Genomic DNA, 20,501 nt, shown 5'->3' with positions numbered 1-20,501 from the left:
ACAATTTTAAAGTGTTACCTAGTCCCCTAAATTGATTTACTACCGGCATGATGAATATGGCGGAATTATTAACGAGACACCCATCTTAAATTTTGCACTTCACGCAATTAGAGAGTAGCTTTTATTTAGTATAAAAAACAAGACTAGAGCTTGTTGCGCTAACAGGGCTAATAATGCGAGAGGATAAACGCGGGCATATTGATAATATAACCATTCCTTTGCTAGTAAGGCTTAATATATCGCCAGAAAACTGGTTAAAACTTACCACACAATTTACGCGCGTATTTCATGGTGCAGTAGGGAAGCCCACTTCACAAGCAAGTTACTGTGAAAATTTAAAGCGCAAACGGCGTTCAAATATTAGCAATTGCGAAAAGCTACTCGCATAAATTAAAAATTATTCAGTAAAAATTAAAACTGCAATCTTGCAGTTATTTTCATGCGTGTAATTCAGGTTTGAGAATGCCACTGACTTATTTATTGGATGAAATAAAAGTGACCAAGTAATAAAAAATTAATTCGGCACCCGAGGAGAATGTTTAGTGACATAGTTCAGTTCGCTGATTTATAGTGGGTATCTGATTTAATAATTTGTGTCTGATTTAATAATTTGTGTCTGATTTAATAATTTGTGTCTGATTTAATAATTTTCTGATTTAATAATTTTCTGATTTAATAATTTACTCAGAAGCCTTCACCACTTTTTTGCCATTGTCTTTTGAATAACATCAGATTTTAACCGCTCTATAGCATACAATTTCTTTAAACGACGATTTTCATCTTCAAGTTCTTTCATTCGTGTCATTAAAGACGCATCCATACCGCCGTATTTAGCGCGCCATTAATAAAAGGTTGAATTGCCCATGCCATGTTCGCGGCACAGCTCAGGAATAGACACGCCGCTTTCTGCTTGTTTTAAAATGGCAAGGATTTGGCTGTCTGTAAAATGTGTTTTTTTCATAATCTTCTCCTGTGTTTACAATAAGAGAAAATTCTACATTTGGCTTCTATTATTTTTTGGGGAGATTACCCCCTTTTACCCTAAATAAAAGCCACTCAAACACTCGTAATCCCTTCAAAACGCCAATTAAAACAATATCAAACACTTTAATATTCTGCGTAAAAATACAGTAATCAATTGAACCAAAATAGGAACTCAGCTATGGTTTGTTAATCAATAAAAACAAATTTAATAACGAGTTAATCTACAGGCTCATCATATGCCTAAAAAGGAGTTTTAAACAATGAAGCTTTTTCTAATACCATTATCAATAGTTGTTCTTTGTTCTTGCGCTACAAAATCAATTCCAGAAGCTACAAAAACGGAAATGGATAGTGATATAAAAAGATATCTAAATTATAGGAATCAGAAAGCTTATGCAGTTGCCGTGGAAAAAGACGGCGCATGGGTAAGTGGCTATGGGTATGGATATCCGAATCAAGAACTCGCCAACAAAAGAGCTTTACTAGAGTGCGAAGTACAAAAACAGTCTCGTAAAATTAGTGCAGACTGTTTTGTTCTTTATGAAGATGGACGTAGAAAAAACGGCATATAACAAAACGCTAAACACGTTCACTGGGACAGTAACGCAGCGGCTCTTCGCAATTATGCAGCTACGTCACTGCTCGTTAGCTTTACAAGGAAAATTTGGTGTTTGATAGGATAAAAATAGCGATGTCAAAGGGGGTTTGGCACGCTTTAGCGGTAATCATAGTCATGCTATTAGCTGGGCCAGAAATAATGGTAAGTATTGAACTTATGGCCATGCTAGAAGTGCTTGGGGCTTCAACCTTTGTATTGATGTATCTCTCAGGTATCAAGCTGTTTTTCTCAAAGGTGTGGGATAAATATAAAAATTTTGAAAAGCATTCAGTTTTCTTTTTTCCAACTTTTCCTGTTTTTAAAAAAATGCCATCACTGATAGTTCATTCTATTCCTGAGCGGACTGTGGTTATTGGACTTCTTACGTTTATTACTGTTGCAATGATAATATTTTACATACAAATTTTAATTTAATTTAGTAAAGCTAATTAGCACCCTGAATCAACTTTGCTAAACATACGCTTGAGCTTGCAAGCCCCTTTGTAGCTATACGTATTAGCGCACTTAATTTTAAAATAAGTGCGCAGGTTTTAATTACATAGCTGGTTTTAAAGCAAGCTTTACTGCGTTAATAGCTCTTTTCTTACTATTTCCGCGCCTTTACTCAATGCATTAAGCTTAGCGTTTGCAACTTCGCGCGAAAGCGGGGCCATGCCGCAGTTTGTGCAGGGGTAGAGTTTGTCGGCATCTACAAACTGTAGGGCCTTGCGTAAAGTAGTAGCTACTTCTTCGGGTGTTTCTATTTCATTGGTGGCTACATCAATAGCGCCTACCATTACTTTTTTACCTCTGATCAGTTCAAGTAAGTCCATAGGTACGTGTGAGTTGTGACACTCAAGTGAGATAATATCAATATTTGATTGCTGTAATTTAGGAAAGGCTTCTTCGTACTGGCGCCATTCATTGCCAAGTGTTTTTTTCCAATCGGTGTTAGCTTTAATGCCGTAGCCATAACAAATATGCACAGCAGTTTCGCATTTTAACCCTTCAATTGCGCGCTCTAAACAGGCAATGCCCCAATCGTTTACTTCATCAAAAAATACATTAAACGCGGGCTCATCAAATTGGATAATATCAACGCCTGCGGCTTCTAGTTCTTTGGCCTCTTGGTTGAGTATTTTGGCAAATTCCCAGGCTAGTTTTTCGCGGCTTTTGTAGTGGTCGTCATAAAGTGTATCTATCATGGTCATTGGGCCGGGTAGTGCCCACTTTATAGGTTGGTTAGTTTGCGAGCGCAAAAACTTAGCGTCTTCTACAAATACAGGTTTTTGGCGGCTAACAGGGCCAACTACGCTTGGAACACTTGCATCGTAACGGTCGCGTATTTTTACCGTTTTTCGTTTTTCAAAATCAACACCGTTTAGGTGCTCTATAAATGTAGTTACAAAATGTTGGCGTGTTTGCTCGCCATCGCTCACTATGTCAATACCAGCGAGTTGTTGTGAGTGAAGTGCAATGCGCAGGGCGTCATTTTTGCCTTCAATAAGTTCGTTGTTTTGAAGCTTCCACGGCGACCAAAGGGTTTCTGGCTCTGCAAGCCATAAGGGCTTTGGTAAACTGCCAGCTGTAGATGTAGGTAATAATGTTTTCATAATAAGAGTGACCCTTTATTAAAATAAGGTTAGACGTTTGCTGATGTAAATTGCTCAAGCACTGATTTATACGGTTTTATAAAATGCTCTTCAGCAAACTTGCCTTGCTCGGCGGCTAATTTACTGCGCTCATCTCTGTCGTAAAAAATTTGCGTGAGTGAGTGGTCGGCATTTTTTAAATTAGGCTTAAAGGCGTTACCCGCTTTGGCATTGGCGTTATAAATTTCTGGGCGATAAATTTTTTGAAAGGTTTCCATTGTGCTAATGGTGCTTATTAGCTCAAGGTTGGTGTAATCGTTTAGTAAGTCACCAAAGAAAAACAAGGCAAAGGGTGCGGCACTATTTGCAGGCATAAAGTAACGCACCTGTAGGCCCATTTTTTTAAAGTATTGCTCTGTTAACGAAGATTCGTTTGGTTGGTATTCAATACCTAAAATAGGGTGCTCGTTGGCAGTGCGATGATAGGTTTTGTTATCTGACACACTGAGGCATATTACCGGTGGTTTTTTAAAGTGTTGCTTATAGGTGTTGGAGCTTACAAACGATTGAAATAACTTACCATGCAGCTCACCAAAATTATCGGGAATACTAAATTGTGGTTTATTTTTATTATGTTGCTGAAGTAACACGCTAAAGTCGTAGTCGCGAACGTACGATGAAAAGTTATTACCAACAATACCTTCTATGCGCTTGTTTGTTTTGGTATCAATAATATTCGTTTTTAATATTTCTATAGAAGGAAAGCTTTGGCTGTTTTCATCTAAACCAATATCTACAGAAATAATCTCAAGCTCTACACTGTAGCGCTCAGCGGTTGGGTTATCCCAATTAGCAAGGGTGTTAAAGCGGTTGTTGATCATATTTAGCGCTTTTCTTAAGTTTTGTTGGCGGTGTTCGCCTCGTGCTAAGTTTGCAAAATTAGTGGTTATACGGGTATTTTCAGCGGGTTGGTAGTTTTCATCAAGGCGCTGACTTTTAATATTAAATGTAATGTTTTTACTCATGGTAACTCTATCCATATTGTATATTTAAAACCTAAGCCTTTAGCGTGCTCAAAGGGTGGTTTTGTAATAAACAGGCTTAATGCTTATAAGCGCTGGCCGATGGATAATTTATACGTTGATTGGTGCTTTAATAAAAACGGTTTAATTTCACATAAAACATGAGTTTGATTCATTTATATAAATTAAATGTGTTACTGAGAGAATATAAACCTGTGTTTAGGCATGTAAAAAAATAGTGCAGCGTATAATTTATAGGTGTTTAGATGTCTAGATGTGTTTGTTGTGGTAAATTCACGTTGCGCATTAATAAAATTCAGGCACGGCTGTATCCCTTATTTTAATTAACGCTTAAAGTTACAGTTTTAAAAAGTACTGTAGTTTTACGGCGAGTTATAGGCACTTATTTATTAAAATAGCGGTTAAAAGGGAGTGGTTTTTAATGCAACAACTAAAAATAATACCTGCAGGCATCTATGTGTTGTTCATCTAAGCTTAGTTACACTGTTTTAACTAACTTGATAATAATAAAGTACATTATGTACGGACACTAAAATAAATGAACAAACTAAAAAATCTCATTACTCAATTTATAGTGGCAATGCAAAAGCGACCAGGGCTATTGGCTGTATTGGCGTTTTGCTCAGGTGTTGCAAGCTATGTAATGGTTGATAGAAAAGAGTCGCTCTCGCAGGTTATTGCCATTGTTTTACTGGTGAGCTGGTTTTGGTTGATCATCGACAATTGGCTACGCGATAAAGTACAAGAGCGCTTTGGGGTAGCCGTATCTCCTAATGTAATGCGCTTTGCACTGCAAATGGTGCAACAAGAAAGCCTATTTTTTGCGTTACCGTTTTTTTTAGCGGTTACTCAGTGGGATCACCCACAAGCACTCTTTACATCGCTGATTATTATATGTGCCTTCATATCGGTAATAGATCCATTTTACTATAAAAAGTTAGCTAAAAACCGCACGCTGTTTACAGTATTTCATAACTTTGCATTATTTGTGGTTTTGCTTGTTACGTTACCTATTTTATTAAACCTAACTACGAGCCAAAGCTTAGCAATTGCGCTTGTAACCTCAGTGCTTATTACTTTACCTAGCTTAACAAACTTAATGCCTGATGCGCGCTGGTGGCGTTTTCCTATTTTAGTTTTAATTTTATGTGTAATAAGCGCCGGGGTTTGGCAGCTTCGCAGCTTTGTTCCGCCAGCAGCCCTGCGTTTAACCGATATTACCTTGGCGCACAAAGTAGATGTTGAGCATAAAAAACCACTAGGTAGCATTGATACTCTTGATTTATATACACTTCATCATGAAGGGTTATACACATGGACCGCAGTAAAAGCGCCAAGAGGTCTAAACGAAAAAATATTTCATGTATGGATACACAATAAAAAAGAGGTCGACAGAATTACGCTCAATATTAATGGCGGGCGAAAACAAGGCTACAGAGCATGGACTCATAAAGTAAATTTTCCGCATAATGCTAAAGGTAAGTGGCAAGTAAAAGTGGTAACTGAGTCGGGGCAATTAATAGGGCTTACGAAATTTATTGTTACACCTTAACGCTATAAATACGCTGATAATCAACTATAGATTTGATACGCTGTTTTTACATTACTTAATGGATGAGTGTTATGAGCATTGCTTTAGATATTGTTATGTGGCTAATGATAGAAACCATTTTAGAGTTTATTTTGTACTCTACCGGCTGTGCAATTTTAAACGTATTCACCTTTGGTAAGTTTAAAGCTGACATTAAAGATTACATGAGCTTTAAGGCAAATAAAGCTAAAAACGTTTACCTAATATGTTTACTTGGCTTTAGCTTTTACGCAGCGTTAATTGGTTTTGTTGCTTACCTAAGCCAATAACTTAGGTTTATAAGTATATGAAGTTTAATAAGCTATTGGTTATAGCGGGGGTTTTAAGTTTTATAGCGTCACTTTTACATATTGCCTGTATTTTTGGCGGCCCTGATTGGTATCGCTTTTTTGGTGCTGGTGAGCACATGGCGCAGTTGGCTGAGCAGGGAAGTACGTATCCTACCTTTGTTACTTTAATTATATCAGCCATACTTGCTATATGGGGCATGTATGCGCTCTCTGGCGCAGGTGTTATTTTAAAGCTGCTTTTTTTAAAAACGGCTTTGGTATTAATAACAGGTGTTTATTTACTAAGGGGGATAGCAGGATTAATCGCTCCTTTTGTAACAACCAGTCAGTTAATTCATCACAACTCCATTGTATTTTGGATTGTAAGCTCAATTGTATGCAGTATTTATGGGCTGTTTTATTTATTAGGTACGCTTAAACTTTTCCGAACACATACCTCATTAACTGTATAAATTAAACACAGCGAGCGCTAAAAATAGATTTTTCACAGCTCAGGTTAATCAAGTTATTTACTATGTAAGGAGCAACATGAGTCACGATCACAGCCATCATATTAGTCACTATAATCGCGCGTTTGCTATAGGCGTTTTACTCAATTTTATATTTGTCGTGATAGAAGCCGGGTACGGTTTTTTTGCCAACTCCCTCGCGCTTTTAGCCGACGCAGGGCATAACCTAAGCGATGTGGTTAGTTTATTACTTGCGTGGGGGGCAAATGTTTTGGCAAGTAAAGCAGCTACCGACAAGCGCACCTTTGGCTATAAAAAATCAACGGTGTTAGCGTCTTTAATGAGCTCTGTTTTACTTATGGCTGCCCTTGCTAGCATAGCCTGGCATGCCATAGAACGTTTTGAAAACCCTCAGCCGGTTACAGGCATGACGGTTATAGTGGTTTCGCTGATTGGTGTAGTAATTAACACATTAACTGCGTTGTTGTTTGTGCAGGGGCAAAAGCACGATTTAAATATTAGAGGTGCTTTTTTACATATGGCGGCCGATGCAGCGGTGTCTTTAGGTGTGGTAATTGCCGGCATTGTTATTTTATTTAAAAACTGGCAATGGGTAGACCCTGTTGTAAGTTTGAGTATTGTAGTGATTGTGTTTATTGGCACATGGGGATTATTTAAAGACTCGCTTAATTACGCCACAGACGCCGTACCCAAAAATATTAGTATAGAAAAACTAAAGCAGTATTTTTTAAGCATTGAGCATGTAACAGGTGTGCATGGGCTACATGTGTGGCCACTAAGTACCACAGAGTCTGCGCTTATTGTTCACTTAGTAACGGACAACAACGCATTAAATAACGACTTTTTAATTGAAGTACAGCACCATTTACATGACCACTTTGACATTGAACACGCCACCATTCAAGTTGAAAGCAGCCAAGGCAGCACAGGTTGTATGTTCAACCATGGGCATGCCCATGGTTAAACGTTAATTGGTTTTAAAAAATTAACCCTGATAGCTTGTAACAACTTAACGAAAAAATGAGTAGTAGCACGGGTAATATAACTACATTTAAAAGTGTTGAGTTGGTGTATTTTCCCATGACTGATTTTTGATTCACTAACCACACCAAATATGCGGTAATTATGGGCAGTAGTAATCCATTTGCAGCTTGTGCAAATATAATTACCGCAACAGGGTCAAGCCCCAGTGAGGCCACAAATGCGCCAAAAGCTAAAATAGTAATGGCGACTGTTTTAAAACGGGTGTTACTCATTTCGCTTGATCAACCAAGCATGCCACATACCGCATACGCACCTGCTAATGGGGCTGTTATTGCGCTGGTTAATCCTGCGGCAAATAAGCCAATAGCAAAAAAGTAATGGGCTGCTTCGCCAAGTAATGGCTCAAGTTGCACGGCCATATTTGCTGCACTAATTTTACCAGCATCGGTGCCATAAAAGGCAACAGATGCGGTTGATAAAATGGCAAGGGTGATCACCCCACCTAGCGTAATTGATAAACCTGTATCTAAGTTAGTTTGTTTAATAACAGTGTCTTTATCACTTTGAGAATGATCTTGCGCTGCCAAAACACCAGAGTGCAAAAATAAGTTATACGGAACAATGGTTGTGCCAATGAGGGCCAATACCGTTGTAATTGAGCCACTTGGGATTGTAGGTATAAACCCAGCGAGTACTTTAGCCATTGGTGGCGCAGCCATAATTAGGGTAGATATAAATACCAGGCTCATAAGGATCACCAGCAGTATCAATGCATTTTCTACCACTTTGTGCTTACCACTGTATAAAAGAATAGCGCTACATACGGCAATTAACGGCGTCCATATTTGTGCACTTACCCCTGGGAAAATACCAACCAACCCCATACTTGCACCACTGAGGTTTCCGGCTTCATATGCAGCGCTACCTACACCAATAGCACTTATTACTAAAAAACTAGCAAGCGCTTTAAGATAAGGGGTTTTAATGTGTGCACGTAACGCTTGTGCTAAATCTTGCCCTGTTGCTACTCCTAATCGAGCAGCCATAGACTGCAACAAAATAGTGGCAATAACCGAAAAAAGTAATGTCCAAATTAATGCAAACCCAAAGTTTGCACCGGCAACACTTGCCGTTGTGATTGTTCCGGGGCCAATAAATGCGGCTGTTACAAGTAATCCTGGGCCAAATCGCATACTGTTACCTTAATATTTGCTTTTAAATTTAGAACAACGTTTTATTACGTTGAACCTAGATTGCTGCCACTTTACGTGCCATGCAGCGAGAGCCCCACCTTGGCTAATTAACCTTAAACTCTGGGTAATTATTTTAATATGATTATCAAAAAGCCGCGTAGGATACCAACTTATATATAGATTTAAAGAGCCAAACGCTTACCTGCTTGTTAATTGCACAATATGCGCGAGTTATATTTATAAATCAGCCATGTGCGTTGTTGGTTTCTCATTTTTATCCTACCTTATAGATTGTAAAATGAGCAAGTTACTTAGTTTTTTAATGATGTGAGCCATTTTTTAAATAAATTGTTTAAAAAGGCATCTTTTTATTGCTGAGCTTCGTTAAATAGCACTATTATGCGCAACTTTTTGGTTTTGGACCTTTTAATGAAAACTAATTTAAAAATCTCTCACTTGATCTGCATTATGTCGCTGGCTTTAGGTACGAGTAAAAGCGCTGCGAACGAATCGCTACACGAGCTTGAGGTAGGTGTAGGGGGTAATATAAAAAGCGTTGCCCACCCTGATCACGAAAATGAAAAATTAAATATTCATATTCATCCTTTATGGGAAAGCCATTATGTGACAGAAGGGCGCGATAACTTGCCCGGTAGCGCTTTAGCCTCTATTGCGGGCGAAATAAATTACAATGACTTTACGTTTATCCCTTGGTTAGCAACAGACACTGATAATGACTACGATGAGCTAAATTTAAATGCTATTTATTCAACTGAGCTTGCAGAGCACCTAACGTTGTATGCAGGTTACAACCATATAAAAGCACGCGAGGAAGGAGTAAATTCCCATGATAATGAGCTTAGCCTAGATATAAGCTATGCATATGATTGGGATATACATGCAATAGCGAGTATCTATCACTCGTTATCGCTCAGTGGCTCTTTTATAGAGCTGGCAATTACAAAAGAGTATGCATTTAGTGATTTAATGCGATTGGAGCTGCAAACTGCGGCGGGTTTTAATAGTGGTTATGTAAGCGATGGCCACAATGGCCTTAATAACGTAAAACTTGCTGCTAATTTATCTTATCAACTATTAAATAATGTCATGCTATCTGGCTATGCCAGTTACAGCGTTGCAATAAACAAAGATGCTGCACACTATAGCGGTGATGAACATTTACGCTCCTTATTTTGGGCAGGGTTTGGTGTTAGTTATCAATTTAATTGAGGGTAGGCTTGGCGTTAGCGTTAAAGCGTAAGTGATGGGTGCCACCCTTATTAATTTTTGTTTAGAGTGCTAAAAATTGTGCAAACAAATAAAAGCCTCGCATTTTTAATATGTTTTAGGTTTAAGGTATAGTGGGTACAACACTCAATTAAAGAGGCTTTTATGAAATTTTTAGTTTTTTTAGGCACCGTTAGAGATAGCACACCCCCTAAGCCAGCACGATTAGGAGAGCGAGTGGCTGAGTCATGCCTCAATTGTTTAAACGAGCGCTACAGCGAGCACGAGTTTGAACTTATAGACGCGCTCGACTTTCCTTCAGAGGATGTATTTAAACCTCATTTTGCCTATGCAAAAAGCCAAGCTCCAGCACATTTAACAGCCTTAGCAGATAAAATTACCCAAGCCGATGGCTATATAATGGTAAGCCCAGAGTACAATCATAGTATGAGCCCGGCATTAGCTGATTTGCTAAACCATTTTGGCAGCTCGTTGTTCTCGTATAAGCCAAGCGCTATTGTCACCTATTCGGCAGGGCAATGGGGAGGATTACGTGCGGCAATTAGTTTACGTACCTTTTTATCAGAACTTGGGTGTTTACCAGTCTCTGCAATGGTTCATGTACCAAAGGCGCAAGAGGTGCTAAATAGCGATGGTTCAATGCAAGTGGGTGAAGAAGAAAAATCGTGGTTTAATTATTATTCGCGTACTTTTAGCCAACTGATGTGGTGGGCACAGGCGAGCAGCCAACATAGTAAAAACGTAGATCCCCACGCTATGTTAAAAAGTTTTAAAACAGCGCCATCTCAGCGAAATGCACCTTAAAAAATGTATTAAGGTGCGCTTTTATATGCGTACTGTTTTTATACACAGTGTTTTACTCGATTAAAATAATAAGCTAATTGATAAGCGGGCTGTGCGAGGCTCAATAGGATGAAAGTGGTTATCTTCAACACCTTGTGCAGGCTCGCCCGGTAAGCGCGAAGCGTAGTAGTAATCTATATCGTGATCGGTACTATCAAATAAATTTAGTAGTTCAAAATCGACTTTCCAGTGAGTTTGTTTATAGCTAATAGCACTATTAACTACCGTTAATGGTTCAGAACGATTATCACCAGAGTCAGAAAGCATACGTTTACCTATGTGACGTACTCTAAATGATGATTGCCACATTTGACTTATATGCCAATTTAAACCTGCACTTGCAACAACAGGTACTGCGCCTTCTATATAGTTTTTGTCAGAGTTTATATTTAATCTTGAATGAGTAAACGAGGCTTCCATGTCTAGGCTAAAGCGTTCATTAATCCAATAATACGCGCTTAGCTCTAGACCATAACGTTTTGATGCATCACTGGGCTCTGTATTACCCGCATCACCTACAAATAAAAGCTCTGAGTCGAGTGTAAGCCACCATAAAGCGGCGGATAAATTAACGTTTTTATCATCGGCAAAACGTAGGCCTAGTTCAGCACCTTCACTTTTTACCAGTAAATCTACTTTTTCGGCATTTTGTTGGCTAACAGGGTCAATATTAATGGTAGTACCGCGGGCATCGTTTGAATGAAACGACTGCCCCCAGTTTGCATAAGCGACTAACAAATCAGTAAGTTTATAATTTAAACTGCCTTTAAAGCTTACTAAGTCATCGTTTGCTTTGCCCGAATTTACCCGTGTAATACTGCTAACATCGGTATCAAAATAGTCGTACCGCATGCCTGCGGTGGCCTCTAATTTAGGTGTGAAAAGTATTTTTGTTTGCCAATAACTCGAATAGCTTGTTTGTTTTATGGCATCTTGTCTTATTGTATTGAGTCTCTCTCGCGCTTTAGTGTTATAAAGTCCTACCTTGTCTATATCGTCATGGCGAACCTCAAGCCCTGCTGTGTGCTGCATATTTAAACCAGCAGTAAGGGAGTCAAATTGATAACTTAGCTCACCACCATAAATAGTGCGGCTATCTTGTTGGTTAAACTGATCGCCATTTATAGGGTCGTTTAAAAAATAGCTAAAGTTAGAAAACAGCGTTAAATCATAATTTATGGCATAAATACTGGTTTTTATATGCTTGCATTGCCAAACACTTGATAGGCTATAGCGACTCGAACTCTCCCCAAGGGTGGTATCAAGCGACCCTAATGGTGACGTTATATTTTGTGACACTGCGCGCTGTGGAATTTGATCGGCTGATTGCCATGTGTTGTCGTAGGCCATTGCTGTAATAGATAAATCTCCATTTAAAGCTTTGCCAACATAACGAAGTAGGGCATTTTTCTTATTTACGTTTTCGTCTATATCATCCCATGGGCCATCATAGCCTTGCCACTCAGCTGCTGCTATTAACTTGGCATTAGATAAATCAACCGCACTAAGCACTACTGCACGTTTATAGTTATCTTCACCAATGCTTAGCTCTATTTGCTTGTGCTTTAAGTTATTAGCTAAATTAAATTGCGCACTCCCAGCACTTGAAAAGTCCCCTTGTGTAGCGCTGTATGATCCTTTTTGGTAATTTATAGTTGAAACAGCTTCTGGAATAATAAAATTAAGATCGGTATAACCTTGCCCGTGTCCATGGCTTCGCATATTTATGGGCATGCCCTCAATGCTGGTGGCAAAGTCGGTGCCATGATCTAAATTAAAGCCTCTAATAAAGTATTGATTAGCCTTACCCGAGCCACTGTGTTGTGTAACCGCCATGCCTGGAATAAGCTCTAACATTTCGGCGCTTCTGAGCATGGGGCGCTGCTGTATTTCTCCTTGACCAATAATACCGCTTGAGGCACTGATAGACTCGCCAATTAAACCATCTCTATGCCCATAAACAGTAAGGGTCTCTATATTCGCGTAGGTGCTAATGCTATATAACGTGCTCAGTGTAAGTAAAGCTAATCTCTTCATCGCTAAAATCCCTATGTATTTACTATCTAAAATAAGCAGATAGTTTAAATACGGTCTAGCTAATCGATTGGATGCAACATTTGTTATCAAGTTGTAATAGTGCATGTTTAGCACTTGGCTAGTTAGCTTTTTAGGTATTAGTAAAAACTACCTAGTGAGTATTGTAATCTGGCTATATAACACTAATAATCATGTGGCTAACTCACTATTTAACCTATAAAACAAAGAGCCTGTATTGAAAGCCAAAGAAATTCGCAATTTTTATATTAACGAAGAGCAATCTGTTTATTTGCTGTCACATAGAGATGCCAAAAAACACCGTCAATGGCTTAATATTTGTATTAAACAACTGAGTGCGCTTGGGTATAAAAATGTAGAGATGATTGGCTCAGGCGCGTTTGGGTTTGTGTTTGCTGGCAATGACGAAAATGCCTTACCTTGGGTGTTTAAGTTCTCGCGTATTACGCTTGCCCAAAGTGTGCGCGACCGCCTAGAAGACGAAGCGTATATGCTCTCGCAAATTAATAACCCGCTAGTGCCTACCTTTTATGCTTTTGAGCGTATAAAAAAGCAAGGTATTCTAATGATGGCCCGTGCCATTGGAGAAGACCTTGAAAAAGTATCGCTAAAAAAAGGGCGTTTTAGTGCCGCCCATATAATGCAATTAGCGGTGCGGCTACGTAATGTATTAATTGATTTGCGTAATCATAAAAATGGTTTAACCCCTCAACCTATAGTGCATGGCGATATTAAACCTTCTAACTTAGTATGGGATGAGCAAAGCGATGCGCTGTCTTTAGTTGATTGGGGAAGTTCTGTTTACGCACAGGTTGATAGTAAGGGTGAGCCTATAGCCAGTAATTTTATGGATTTAATGTCGAGAGATTTAAGCACTACTAATGCCAGAATGGGCGATGTGTATTTTATAGGTGATGCGCAAATGTCCGGTGAGCAGTCATCACCACGCTTTGATGAACAAGGCGTGGCTTCTACTTTATATGCACTTGCCTCCGCTCAGTCGTGTCGTTTTGGTGCGCAAGCCATTCCTGCAAGCTCGCTTGGCTTACCCAAAGAGCTTGCCAATGTAATTGATGGCATGCTGTCTAAAAATAAAACCATACGCGATGGCGCAGGCGATTATTTTATCCGTAACATTACCAAAATGGCTAAGGCGTATTTACCTGAACTTAAAAAAGCGGAGCCTCGTCCTGCTATTCCGTATTGGTTTGGTAAAGGCGATAAGCCCGACACCGTAGTATATAGCTCGCGAAAACAGTTTTTACGACAAGCCGATCATAATCAGCAATTGCTTGATGTAAACGATGCTCAATTAGACCGTTACTATAAAGAGTTTTTGTTTGATACCGGCGATACCGAAAAAGCCTTTTTGGCCTCTATCAGCCGCCTAGCTAAATACCCGGTAGTGGGTGGATTGAGTTTTCATTGGAAAGATGAGTCGGTGTTTGTTGAGTCATCGCTTATTATGCATGATGAAAGTTTAAAAACAGCCTTTACCGATGCCATTAATAATACCGTGATGCTTGCACAAGCGATAAGTCAAAAAGGTTTATTTAAGTGTTGTTTATTTGATGCGCGTAAAACTATTCAGTTAGAGCGAGATGGAACTGGGGCGTTTAAGTTTGATAACCTCCCTGAGCTTGATTATGAAGTTGTCAGTATGAAGGCAAACGAAATTGCACGTCCACATTCTTACTTTGAAGACGGTAAAGACCCTGATGAGCAGCTGCAACTTCCTAAAAAAGTGATTAGATGCGTGTTTGAGCTAAATCAAATTCATCATACGGGCTGTATTATATTTGAAGCCCTGCCAGATAGAATGAAAATACACCATTACTATCGCTTACTCGATGAAAGCAAAGAATTAGAGTTTAAACGGTTACTTAATAAATTAATGCAGTATGCAGTTAACATTACTGATGTAGGGGTAGCAGGATTTATGAAGCTTCCTTATAAAAACACTCGCGAATTTTCGCTTTGTGAAAAACAACCAGAGAATTTCTTTCCTAAAAATCCAAAATTATTAGCGCAATAAATTAAAAAAGTGCAGCTTAATATTAAGTCTGCCCTTGGCTACTTAATTGTTAGTTTAAAACACTGTGCTAAAGGGCGTACGCGGTATTAAGTCAAACTGATGAGTCATTTTTTGCTGTTTGTTAGTGGCAGTAATGTGGTACTTATTTAAATCAGAATTTTGACTAAATAACCTAACGTTTAATTTTAGCTGTGCGCTTATATCGGGCACTGTATATCGGCCCGTAATGGTTATGTACTCAATGTTATTAGTATCAGTATGCGAAACTTCAGGGTTTAGTAATAAGCCTTCTAGGGAGAACTTATAATGATGATCGTTTAAATAAACCCCTCGCATTATGGTTTTGCTGATTTGCTTTTTATGGGCGTTAAATTCATCCATAGATACTTTTTTATTTAAATCATCATCAAGGTTATTAAATGCAGAAATAGGCAGCGAGAGCACAATAAAGGCATGGTTATCAATCAGGTTTAATGTTCCGTGTTGAGCCACCATTAAATGTGCATAAACAACCGGTGCTATAACAATGTTGGCCACTAAAATAAGCGCAACAAGTGCTTTTTTATGTAATTTCATCATGCTCACTTTGCCTATAAGTAAATTTATAGCTCGCCTTTAACACAGCGTTGAAAAAACGGATAAGTATCGGTTGCATAGTAATGGTATATGCCTTGTGGAAATTCAGGGGTAACACCAAAGCGCCCGTTACACTCATCTAAATCGCCAGAGCCAGCTACATACTCCCAATCTTGTGCAAAAGTTCCCAGTGGATAAATATCGGTAGAAGGGCGGTTATCGCTCACAGTACTAATATGTTGGTAGCTACCTGTCATCACTTTAAGTGACGAACTTGCATCATCTGCGGTGCTATAGCCATAACGCGCATAAATAGGAAACCCATCAGCCGCCCATGCAATTAGAGTCATTGTTGAGCTGTTGCCGCCTCTAAGGGAGATAAACCCCTCAGGCATGCCATGATAATGATATGTCCCATCGGGCTGTACGTGTGCGTTGTTATCGTCAGTACCAAAACTAAAGGTATCTTGGCTTAGTGCTTCAATACTCCAGTTGTCACTGTTATCGCCAAGCGAGCAATTATCGCCAGAGTCATCACAACTGCCGCCGGTACCAGCATCAATTTTAACGCCATTTAGTACTATGCCTAACACGCCTCGAGGGCCGCCCATTAAGGTTGCTGTATCGCTTTGTTCAGGCGTTAACGTAAAGCTCTCACTCACTGTTTGCTCAGAAATAGTGTTTGGATTATCGGGGTTAGGAAACGTGCCCACATCATGATCGGGAATGCCATTAGCAACTACATCGCGTGTTGTACCTGTGCATGCCCAATCAGCAGAGCTGGTGGTTTGCACTGATGTTGAGTCGTTGTATTCATTGTAACTGTATTCACATAGCACTTGCTCGGTTGAGCTGGTGCCACTTGTTGCTGTTGTGCTGTCACTGCTTGAACTTGTACTTTCATCAGTGGCGGTTGTTAGGTTTTGCTCATCACTGCCACATGCAACAAGAGAAAAATTGCTGCGCTTAATAACGAAATTTTTAATAGTTTAACTTTATTACAGAGAGAGTGATTCATCATACACAGCCAATTAAGTACTAATTGACGCTATTTTTGATCTTAAATGTGCAAGCAATGTGCAAAAATAAATCAACATTGAGTATGTTTGTTAATCAGGTGATTCTACTTAAGCTGCATGTATTATAAAATCAGTGCATTAACAGCCTAAAGTAAAGAATGGTGTAATGGCAAAATCAAAACCTGAGGTGTCGATTCAAAGTTGTGGGATTTATTCTACCTGGGATAGCAAAAGTAAAGCATTGCCACAAATTGAGCAGTTTACAACCAATGTAATTGCCAAGCTTGATGTTGAATTTGGTTTAATAATTAATATTAAAAAAGCAAAAGGCGAAAAACTTCACTTTTGCATTTATCACCCCGATATACCAGACAGTAATGGTGAAATAATGCCGCCCTTTGAAGGCGTTGAATACATTAAAGAGAACGACTGGCAGTTTTATTTAGGTGATACGCTGTGGGAGCCTATTGAAAATAAATTAGGTGATTGGCGAATGACACTCACCCTAAATAATAAAATTATTGCCGATAAAACATTTAACGTAGCACTTGAAGAGCAAGGCTCTGTTAATGATTTTTGGCGTAAACGAGGTTACTAAGCCCTAAAATTGCAGAGCTAAAAAAGCCAATATACATTGGCTTTAAAAATATAACTTAACCTGAACTCTGGTTAAGAGATATACCAACATAATTTATCATGATGATCTTTAAGCTTAATTCTCTAGCCAGCGGTTTTCGGTGAAAACAAGGCGAATTTACGCGTCAATAGCTAGCCTATTGCAAGTAAATTCAACGCTGTTAGCGCTGAAAATAGCTGCTAGAGATAGATTTATTATCCAGAGTTGAGGTTAACTTAGTTACCCCACGGGTTAGTTGCATTTGAGCGTTGTTTTCGCGCCCTGGCGCGTTGTTTAGTGGCCTTTTTTTCCATAATTCGCTTTGCATCACTAAAACTTAATTCGCACGGCTCCCCCGGTTTATGATCCGCAGGAATAACTCTATCTCGTGGCGGTAATTCGTATTGCACATCGTCGGGTTTAGGTAAGTTTTTAAGGCGGTATAGGTAAAAGTTATCTACCTTTTCTTGTGCCCATTGTGTTTTACGTAAAAACTTAACCGCCGATTTTACATCAGGGTTGTTTTTAAAACAGTTTAATTGCAAATAAGCGTGTAGTAGCTCCCACCCATATTGCTCAACCAGTTCTTCAACCACTTGCTCTAATTTTACGCCTTGCAGTGGGTTATTACTGTAAAGATCTTGGTTGCTCATAGGTGTTGCCTCATTAATAAAAATACAAATGCCATTATAAATTTAATAACGAGGCTTTAATAGATAAAATTGCTTAACTTTGGCAATTAACAACTACGCGGCCGCGAATTTTACCTTCCATAAGTTGCTCGGCATTTTCGATTACTTGCTCAAGTGTAATTTCGGTTGAAATTTTATCAAGGTAATCGGCTTTTATTAAGCTTGCTAGTCTGTCCCATGCTTCTACTCTGTCTTTTTTAGGGCGCATAACGCTGTCTATACCAATTAAAGATACACCACGTAAAATAAAGGGCGCTACAGAGGCGGGTAAATCCATGCCTTGGGCTAAACCACACGCAGTAACCACGCCACCGTATTTAAGCGATGCACAAATATTAGCAAGTGTGTGGCTGCCTACTGAATCTACAGCACCTGCAAAGCGCTCTTTTTGAAGTGGCTTACCTGGGTTTGAAAGCTCATCTCGGCTAATAATTTGTGACGCACCTAGCTCTTTTAAGTAATCGCTTTGCTCCATTCTTCCTGTGGCAGCGGTTACGTTATAGCCCAGCTGATTTAATAAATAAATGGCAAAGCTGCCAACACCGCCGTTTGCACCGGTCACTAATATTTCGCCATCACTTGGAGTGATGCCTTGTTTTTCAAGGGCAATAACACTCAGCATTGCTGTGTAGCCTGCGGTGCCAATTTGCATTGCTTGTTTTGGCGAAAGCGCTGCAGGGAGGGGTATTAACCAATCACTATTAAGCGATGCCTTTTGTGCAAGGCCACCCCAGTGTTTTTCGCCCACACCAAAGCCATTTAAAATTACATTATCGCCAACAGTAAATTCATCGGTACTTGTTTCACTTACTGTGCCCACTAAATCGATGCCTGGCACCATAGGAAAACTGCGCACAACAGGGCCTTTACCTGTAATGGCTAACCCATCTTTGTAATTGAGTGTGCTGTAAAGTACATCAAGTTGCACGTTTTGATCTGGTAGGTCACTTTGCTGCACTTCACTAAGCGCCGCAGCGTAGTTTTCGTCTTTCGTAATTACAATAGCTTTAACTGAGTTACTCATAACATATCCTTTTAGACCGATCGGTTTTTAATGGCTAAATAAAATGCGCATTAGGTAAGTAATGCGCGTAAAAACATTTCTGTATACAACGTAAGGGGTTTACTTGATTGGGTAAGTTTAGCTCGCATAACGGCGCCTTCCCAGCCAATCCAAAAATATTCACTCATAAGCTGCGTATCAACAGTTTTAGCAATCGTGCCTTGTTGCTGTGCTTCATTTAAACACAGCTCAACTTGCTGCTGCCATGCTACGTAGCTTTGTAGTAGGCGGATTTTAAATTCATCACTTAAATGATTTAGCTCTTGATTTAAATTGCCGACCAAACAACCGCGTTTGTACTGGTATTTTTGCATGCCCATAATGGCGCTTTGCGTAAAGTGAATTAAGCGCTCCAGGGGCGGTGTATTGCTATCGGTTAAATATTTTTTGAGCTTAGTAATAAAGTAGTCATCGTAGGCATTTACTAAGGCAATACCAAACGCTTCTTTACTTTTAAAGTAATGATAAAACGAGCCTTTAGGCACGCCGGCTTTTTTTAAAATGGTATCAAGGCCAGTTGCGCTAAAACCAAATTCAGTTAAGGTTTCTAGGCCAACCCTAATAAGGTGCGCTTTGGTATCGGCGTTTTCACGAGGTATTTTAGGGGGTCTTCCGCGCCGTGCAGGTGCTTGAGCAGTATTCATTATAAGTAACCCCTAATAGCCTTTTTAAAGTTAACCCATATTAGACCGATCGACTTTAATTAATCAAGCATAAATACCAATTGTTTAAAAATAAATCGTTAAAGCTGTTTTTTAAACAAAAGGGCAAATTGCAATAAAATCGTCATGATTACATTTTTGTTTGGAACTTAGCCAAAAAAGGTGTGTCGGATAAATAGGTCGTGTTGATTTTTGCTGGTTAAATTTGCAGTGGTGTTTGGCATTTAGACAAGGCGGTAAAGCACCATAAATACCAACTATATGCTTCCCATTAGCTGCTTTCATTAAGCAGTTATTTAATCGCTTTAATGGAGATATTTAAATCAGCAAAGTAGAACACGCCTTAGCACATAAGTGCATTTAAGCGGTTAGATAGCCGTATTGTAAATTAAAGAAGTAGTAAGAAATGAAGTGGTGCGACCACTGTGTTTTTATTAATGTTAAATTATTTTTGCATCAGCATGTTAGTTAATGTCAAACAAATTAATTAATTTTGCTATTTGAATTTAACATTTTTATTAACTATTCATTAAATGTAGATTTCACTAATGCTACAAAATTTATAATTAAAAAAGGTGAGGATATTACCGATGAAGAGACAAAAAAGAGATCGTTTAGAAAGAGCTCATTCTCAAGGTTTTAAAGCAGGTTTAGCCGGGCGCTCAAAAGAGCTATGCCCTTATCAGCAAATCGATCCTAAGTCAGAATGGTTAGGCGGTTGGCGTGAAGCAATTGAAAACCGAAACATGTATAAAACCTAATTCATCAGATAAGAATTAACGTAAAAAGGCCTCCAACTGGAGGCCTTTTTGCATACATTCATTGTCTTGTCCTGAAATGTGTTTACACATTTAGGACTTATTTTATGAAAACCACTAAAACTAAAGACGTTAAGCGTACTCAGCGAGATTATACATTAGGCTTTAAATTATCTATTGTTGAGCAAG

18 protein-coding genes and 4 pseudogenes are annotated in these 20,501 nt (G+C 39.0%); 12 read left to right on the top strand and 10 right to left on the bottom strand.

The window, feature by feature from the left end; translation table 11 throughout:
* Positions 1–134: 134 nt before the first annotated feature.
* Positions 135–389 (top strand): annotated as a pseudogene (locus PSI06_RS06210) (transposase); the annotation flags it as partial.
* Positions 390–700: 311 nt separating this feature from the next.
* Here PSI06_RS06210 and PSI06_RS06205 read toward each other — a convergent pair.
* Positions 701–961 (bottom strand): annotated as a pseudogene (locus PSI06_RS06205) (transposase); the annotation flags it as partial.
* A 283-nt stretch (positions 962–1,244) separates the two neighbouring features.
* Between PSI06_RS06205 and PSI06_RS06200 the strand changes: the two are divergent.
* A complete protein-coding gene (locus PSI06_RS06200; RefSeq protein ID WP_029772268.1) occupies positions 1,245–1,556 on the top strand; it encodes a hypothetical protein in 312 nt (103 codons plus the stop codon).
* 95 nt (positions 1,557–1,651) lie between these two features.
* Positions 1,652–2,017 (top strand): hypothetical protein, encoded by a 366-nt coding sequence (locus PSI06_RS06195; protein ID WP_273603227.1) that lies wholly within the window; start codon positions 1,652–1,654, stop codon positions 2,015–2,017.
* Between the two features lie 146 nt (positions 2,018–2,163).
* Here the strand turns inward: PSI06_RS06195 and PSI06_RS06190 are convergent, their stop codons facing one another.
* Positions 2,164–3,195: a methionine synthase gene (locus PSI06_RS06190; protein WP_273603226.1), complete on the bottom strand. Its 1,032-nt coding sequence runs from the start codon at positions 3,193–3,195 to the stop codon at positions 2,164–2,166.
* Positions 3,196–3,224: 29 nt separating this feature from the next.
* Positions 3,225–4,199, bottom strand: a complete 975-nt coding sequence (locus PSI06_RS06185) for a DUF1852 domain-containing protein (RefSeq protein WP_273603225.1) — start codon at positions 4,197–4,199, stop codon at positions 3,225–3,227.
* Positions 4,200–4,755: 556 nt separating this feature from the next.
* Between PSI06_RS06185 and PSI06_RS06180 the strand changes: the two genes are divergently transcribed.
* From PSI06_RS06180 to PSI06_RS06165, 4 genes are all read left to right on the top strand, one after another.
* Complete coding sequence (locus tag PSI06_RS06180) at positions 4,756–5,769, top strand: DUF5924 family protein (protein WP_273603224.1); 1,014 nt, start codon at positions 4,756–4,758, stop codon at positions 5,767–5,769.
* A 71-nt stretch (positions 5,770–5,840) separates the two neighbouring features.
* Positions 5,841–6,077: a hypothetical protein gene (locus PSI06_RS06175; RefSeq protein ID WP_273603222.1), complete on the top strand. Its 237-nt coding sequence runs from the start codon at positions 5,841–5,843 to the stop codon at positions 6,075–6,077.
* Positions 6,078–6,094: 17 nt separating this feature from the next.
* Entirely contained in the window at positions 6,095–6,550 is a 456-nt protein-coding gene (locus PSI06_RS06170) for a hypothetical protein (protein WP_273603220.1), read from the top strand.
* A 76-nt stretch (positions 6,551–6,626) separates the two neighbouring features.
* Positions 6,627–7,532 carry a cation diffusion facilitator family transporter gene (locus PSI06_RS06165; RefSeq protein WP_273603219.1) on the top strand — a complete coding sequence of 302 codons (906 nt, stop codon included), beginning with the start codon at positions 6,627–6,629 and terminating at the stop codon, positions 7,530–7,532.
* A 13-nt stretch (positions 7,533–7,545) separates the two neighbouring features.
* On the opposite strand, the pseudogene PSI06_RS06160 reads toward PSI06_RS06165, so the two are convergent.
* A pseudogene (locus PSI06_RS06160) lies at positions 7,546–8,745 on the bottom strand (Nramp family divalent metal transporter).
* 429 nt (positions 8,746–9,174) lie between these two features.
* Here PSI06_RS06160 and PSI06_RS06155 point away from each other — a divergent pair.
* Both PSI06_RS06155 and PSI06_RS06150 read left to right on the top strand, forming a co-directional pair.
* Positions 9,175–9,975, top strand: a complete 801-nt coding sequence (locus PSI06_RS06155) for a hypothetical protein (RefSeq protein ID WP_273604997.1) — start codon at positions 9,175–9,177, stop codon at positions 9,973–9,975.
* A 162-nt stretch (positions 9,976–10,137) separates the two neighbouring features.
* Complete coding sequence (locus PSI06_RS06150) at positions 10,138–10,797, top strand: NADPH-dependent FMN reductase (protein ID WP_029772277.1); 660 nt, start codon at positions 10,138–10,140, stop codon at positions 10,795–10,797.
* A 60-nt stretch (positions 10,798–10,857) separates the two neighbouring features.
* Here the strand turns inward: PSI06_RS06150 and PSI06_RS06145 are convergent, their stop codons facing one another.
* Complete coding sequence (locus PSI06_RS06145; protein ID WP_273603216.1) at positions 10,858–12,873, bottom strand: TonB-dependent receptor; 2,016 nt, start codon at positions 12,871–12,873, stop codon at positions 10,858–10,860.
* Positions 12,874–13,108: 235 nt separating this feature from the next.
* Here PSI06_RS06145 and PSI06_RS06140 point away from each other — a divergent pair, with 235 nt between their 5' ends.
* A complete protein-coding gene (locus PSI06_RS06140) occupies positions 13,109–14,926 on the top strand; it encodes a protein kinase domain-containing protein (protein WP_273603215.1) in 1,818 nt (605 codons plus the stop codon).
* Between the two features lie 54 nt (positions 14,927–14,980).
* Here the strand turns inward: PSI06_RS06140 and PSI06_RS06135 are convergent, their stop codons facing one another.
* Together PSI06_RS06135 and PSI06_RS06130 are read right to left on the bottom strand one after the other, a co-directional pair.
* On the bottom strand, positions 14,981–15,505 hold the full coding sequence (locus tag PSI06_RS06135) for a hypothetical protein (protein WP_273603214.1): 525 nt from the start codon (positions 15,503–15,505) through the stop codon (positions 14,981–14,983).
* A gap of 23 nt (positions 15,506–15,528) precedes the next feature.
* Positions 15,529–16,523: pseudogene (locus PSI06_RS06130) on the bottom strand (YHYH protein).
* Between the two features lie 164 nt (positions 16,524–16,687).
* Between PSI06_RS06130 and PSI06_RS06125 the strand changes: the two are divergent.
* Positions 16,688–17,119, top strand: coding sequence for a DUF3859 domain-containing protein (locus tag PSI06_RS06125; protein ID WP_004586517.1), 432 nt, complete (start codon positions 16,688–16,690; stop codon positions 17,117–17,119).
* 254 nt (positions 17,120–17,373) lie between these two features.
* Here the strand turns inward: PSI06_RS06125 and PSI06_RS06120 are convergent, their stop codons facing one another.
* The 3 genes from PSI06_RS06120 to acuR all read right to left on the bottom strand — a co-directional run bounded on the left by PSI06_RS06120 (position 17,374) and on the right by acuR (position 19,536).
* Positions 17,374–17,790 carry a VF530 family DNA-binding protein gene (locus PSI06_RS06120; protein WP_004586518.1) on the bottom strand — a complete coding sequence of 139 codons (417 nt, stop codon included), beginning with the start codon at positions 17,788–17,790 and terminating at the stop codon, positions 17,374–17,376.
* Positions 17,791–17,863: 73 nt separating this feature from the next.
* Positions 17,864–18,853 carry an acrylyl-CoA reductase (NADPH) gene (acuI, locus tag PSI06_RS06115; RefSeq protein WP_273603213.1) on the bottom strand — a complete coding sequence of 330 codons (990 nt, stop codon included), beginning with the start codon at positions 18,851–18,853 and terminating at the stop codon, positions 17,864–17,866.
* A 50-nt stretch (positions 18,854–18,903) separates the two neighbouring features.
* Complete coding sequence (acuR, locus tag PSI06_RS06110; RefSeq protein WP_054982497.1) at positions 18,904–19,536, bottom strand: acrylate utilization transcriptional regulator AcuR; 633 nt, start codon at positions 19,534–19,536, stop codon at positions 18,904–18,906.
* A gap of 608 nt (positions 19,537–20,144) precedes the next feature.
* Between acuR and rmf the strand changes: the two genes are divergently transcribed.
* Complete coding sequence (gene rmf / locus PSI06_RS06105; protein ID WP_004586522.1) at positions 20,145–20,315, top strand: ribosome modulation factor; 171 nt, start codon at positions 20,145–20,147, stop codon at positions 20,313–20,315.
* Positions 20,316–20,501 lie beyond the last annotated feature (186 nt).

The organism is Pseudoalteromonas sp. GABNS16E (assembly GCF_028598715.1).
In the GTDB taxonomy this organism is placed as follows: Bacteria; Pseudomonadota; Gammaproteobacteria; order Enterobacterales; family Alteromonadaceae; genus Pseudoalteromonas; species Pseudoalteromonas atlantica.
The sequence above is the reverse complement of the archived record's forward strand: the minus strand, read 5'-3'. Positions and strand labels throughout refer to the sequence as shown.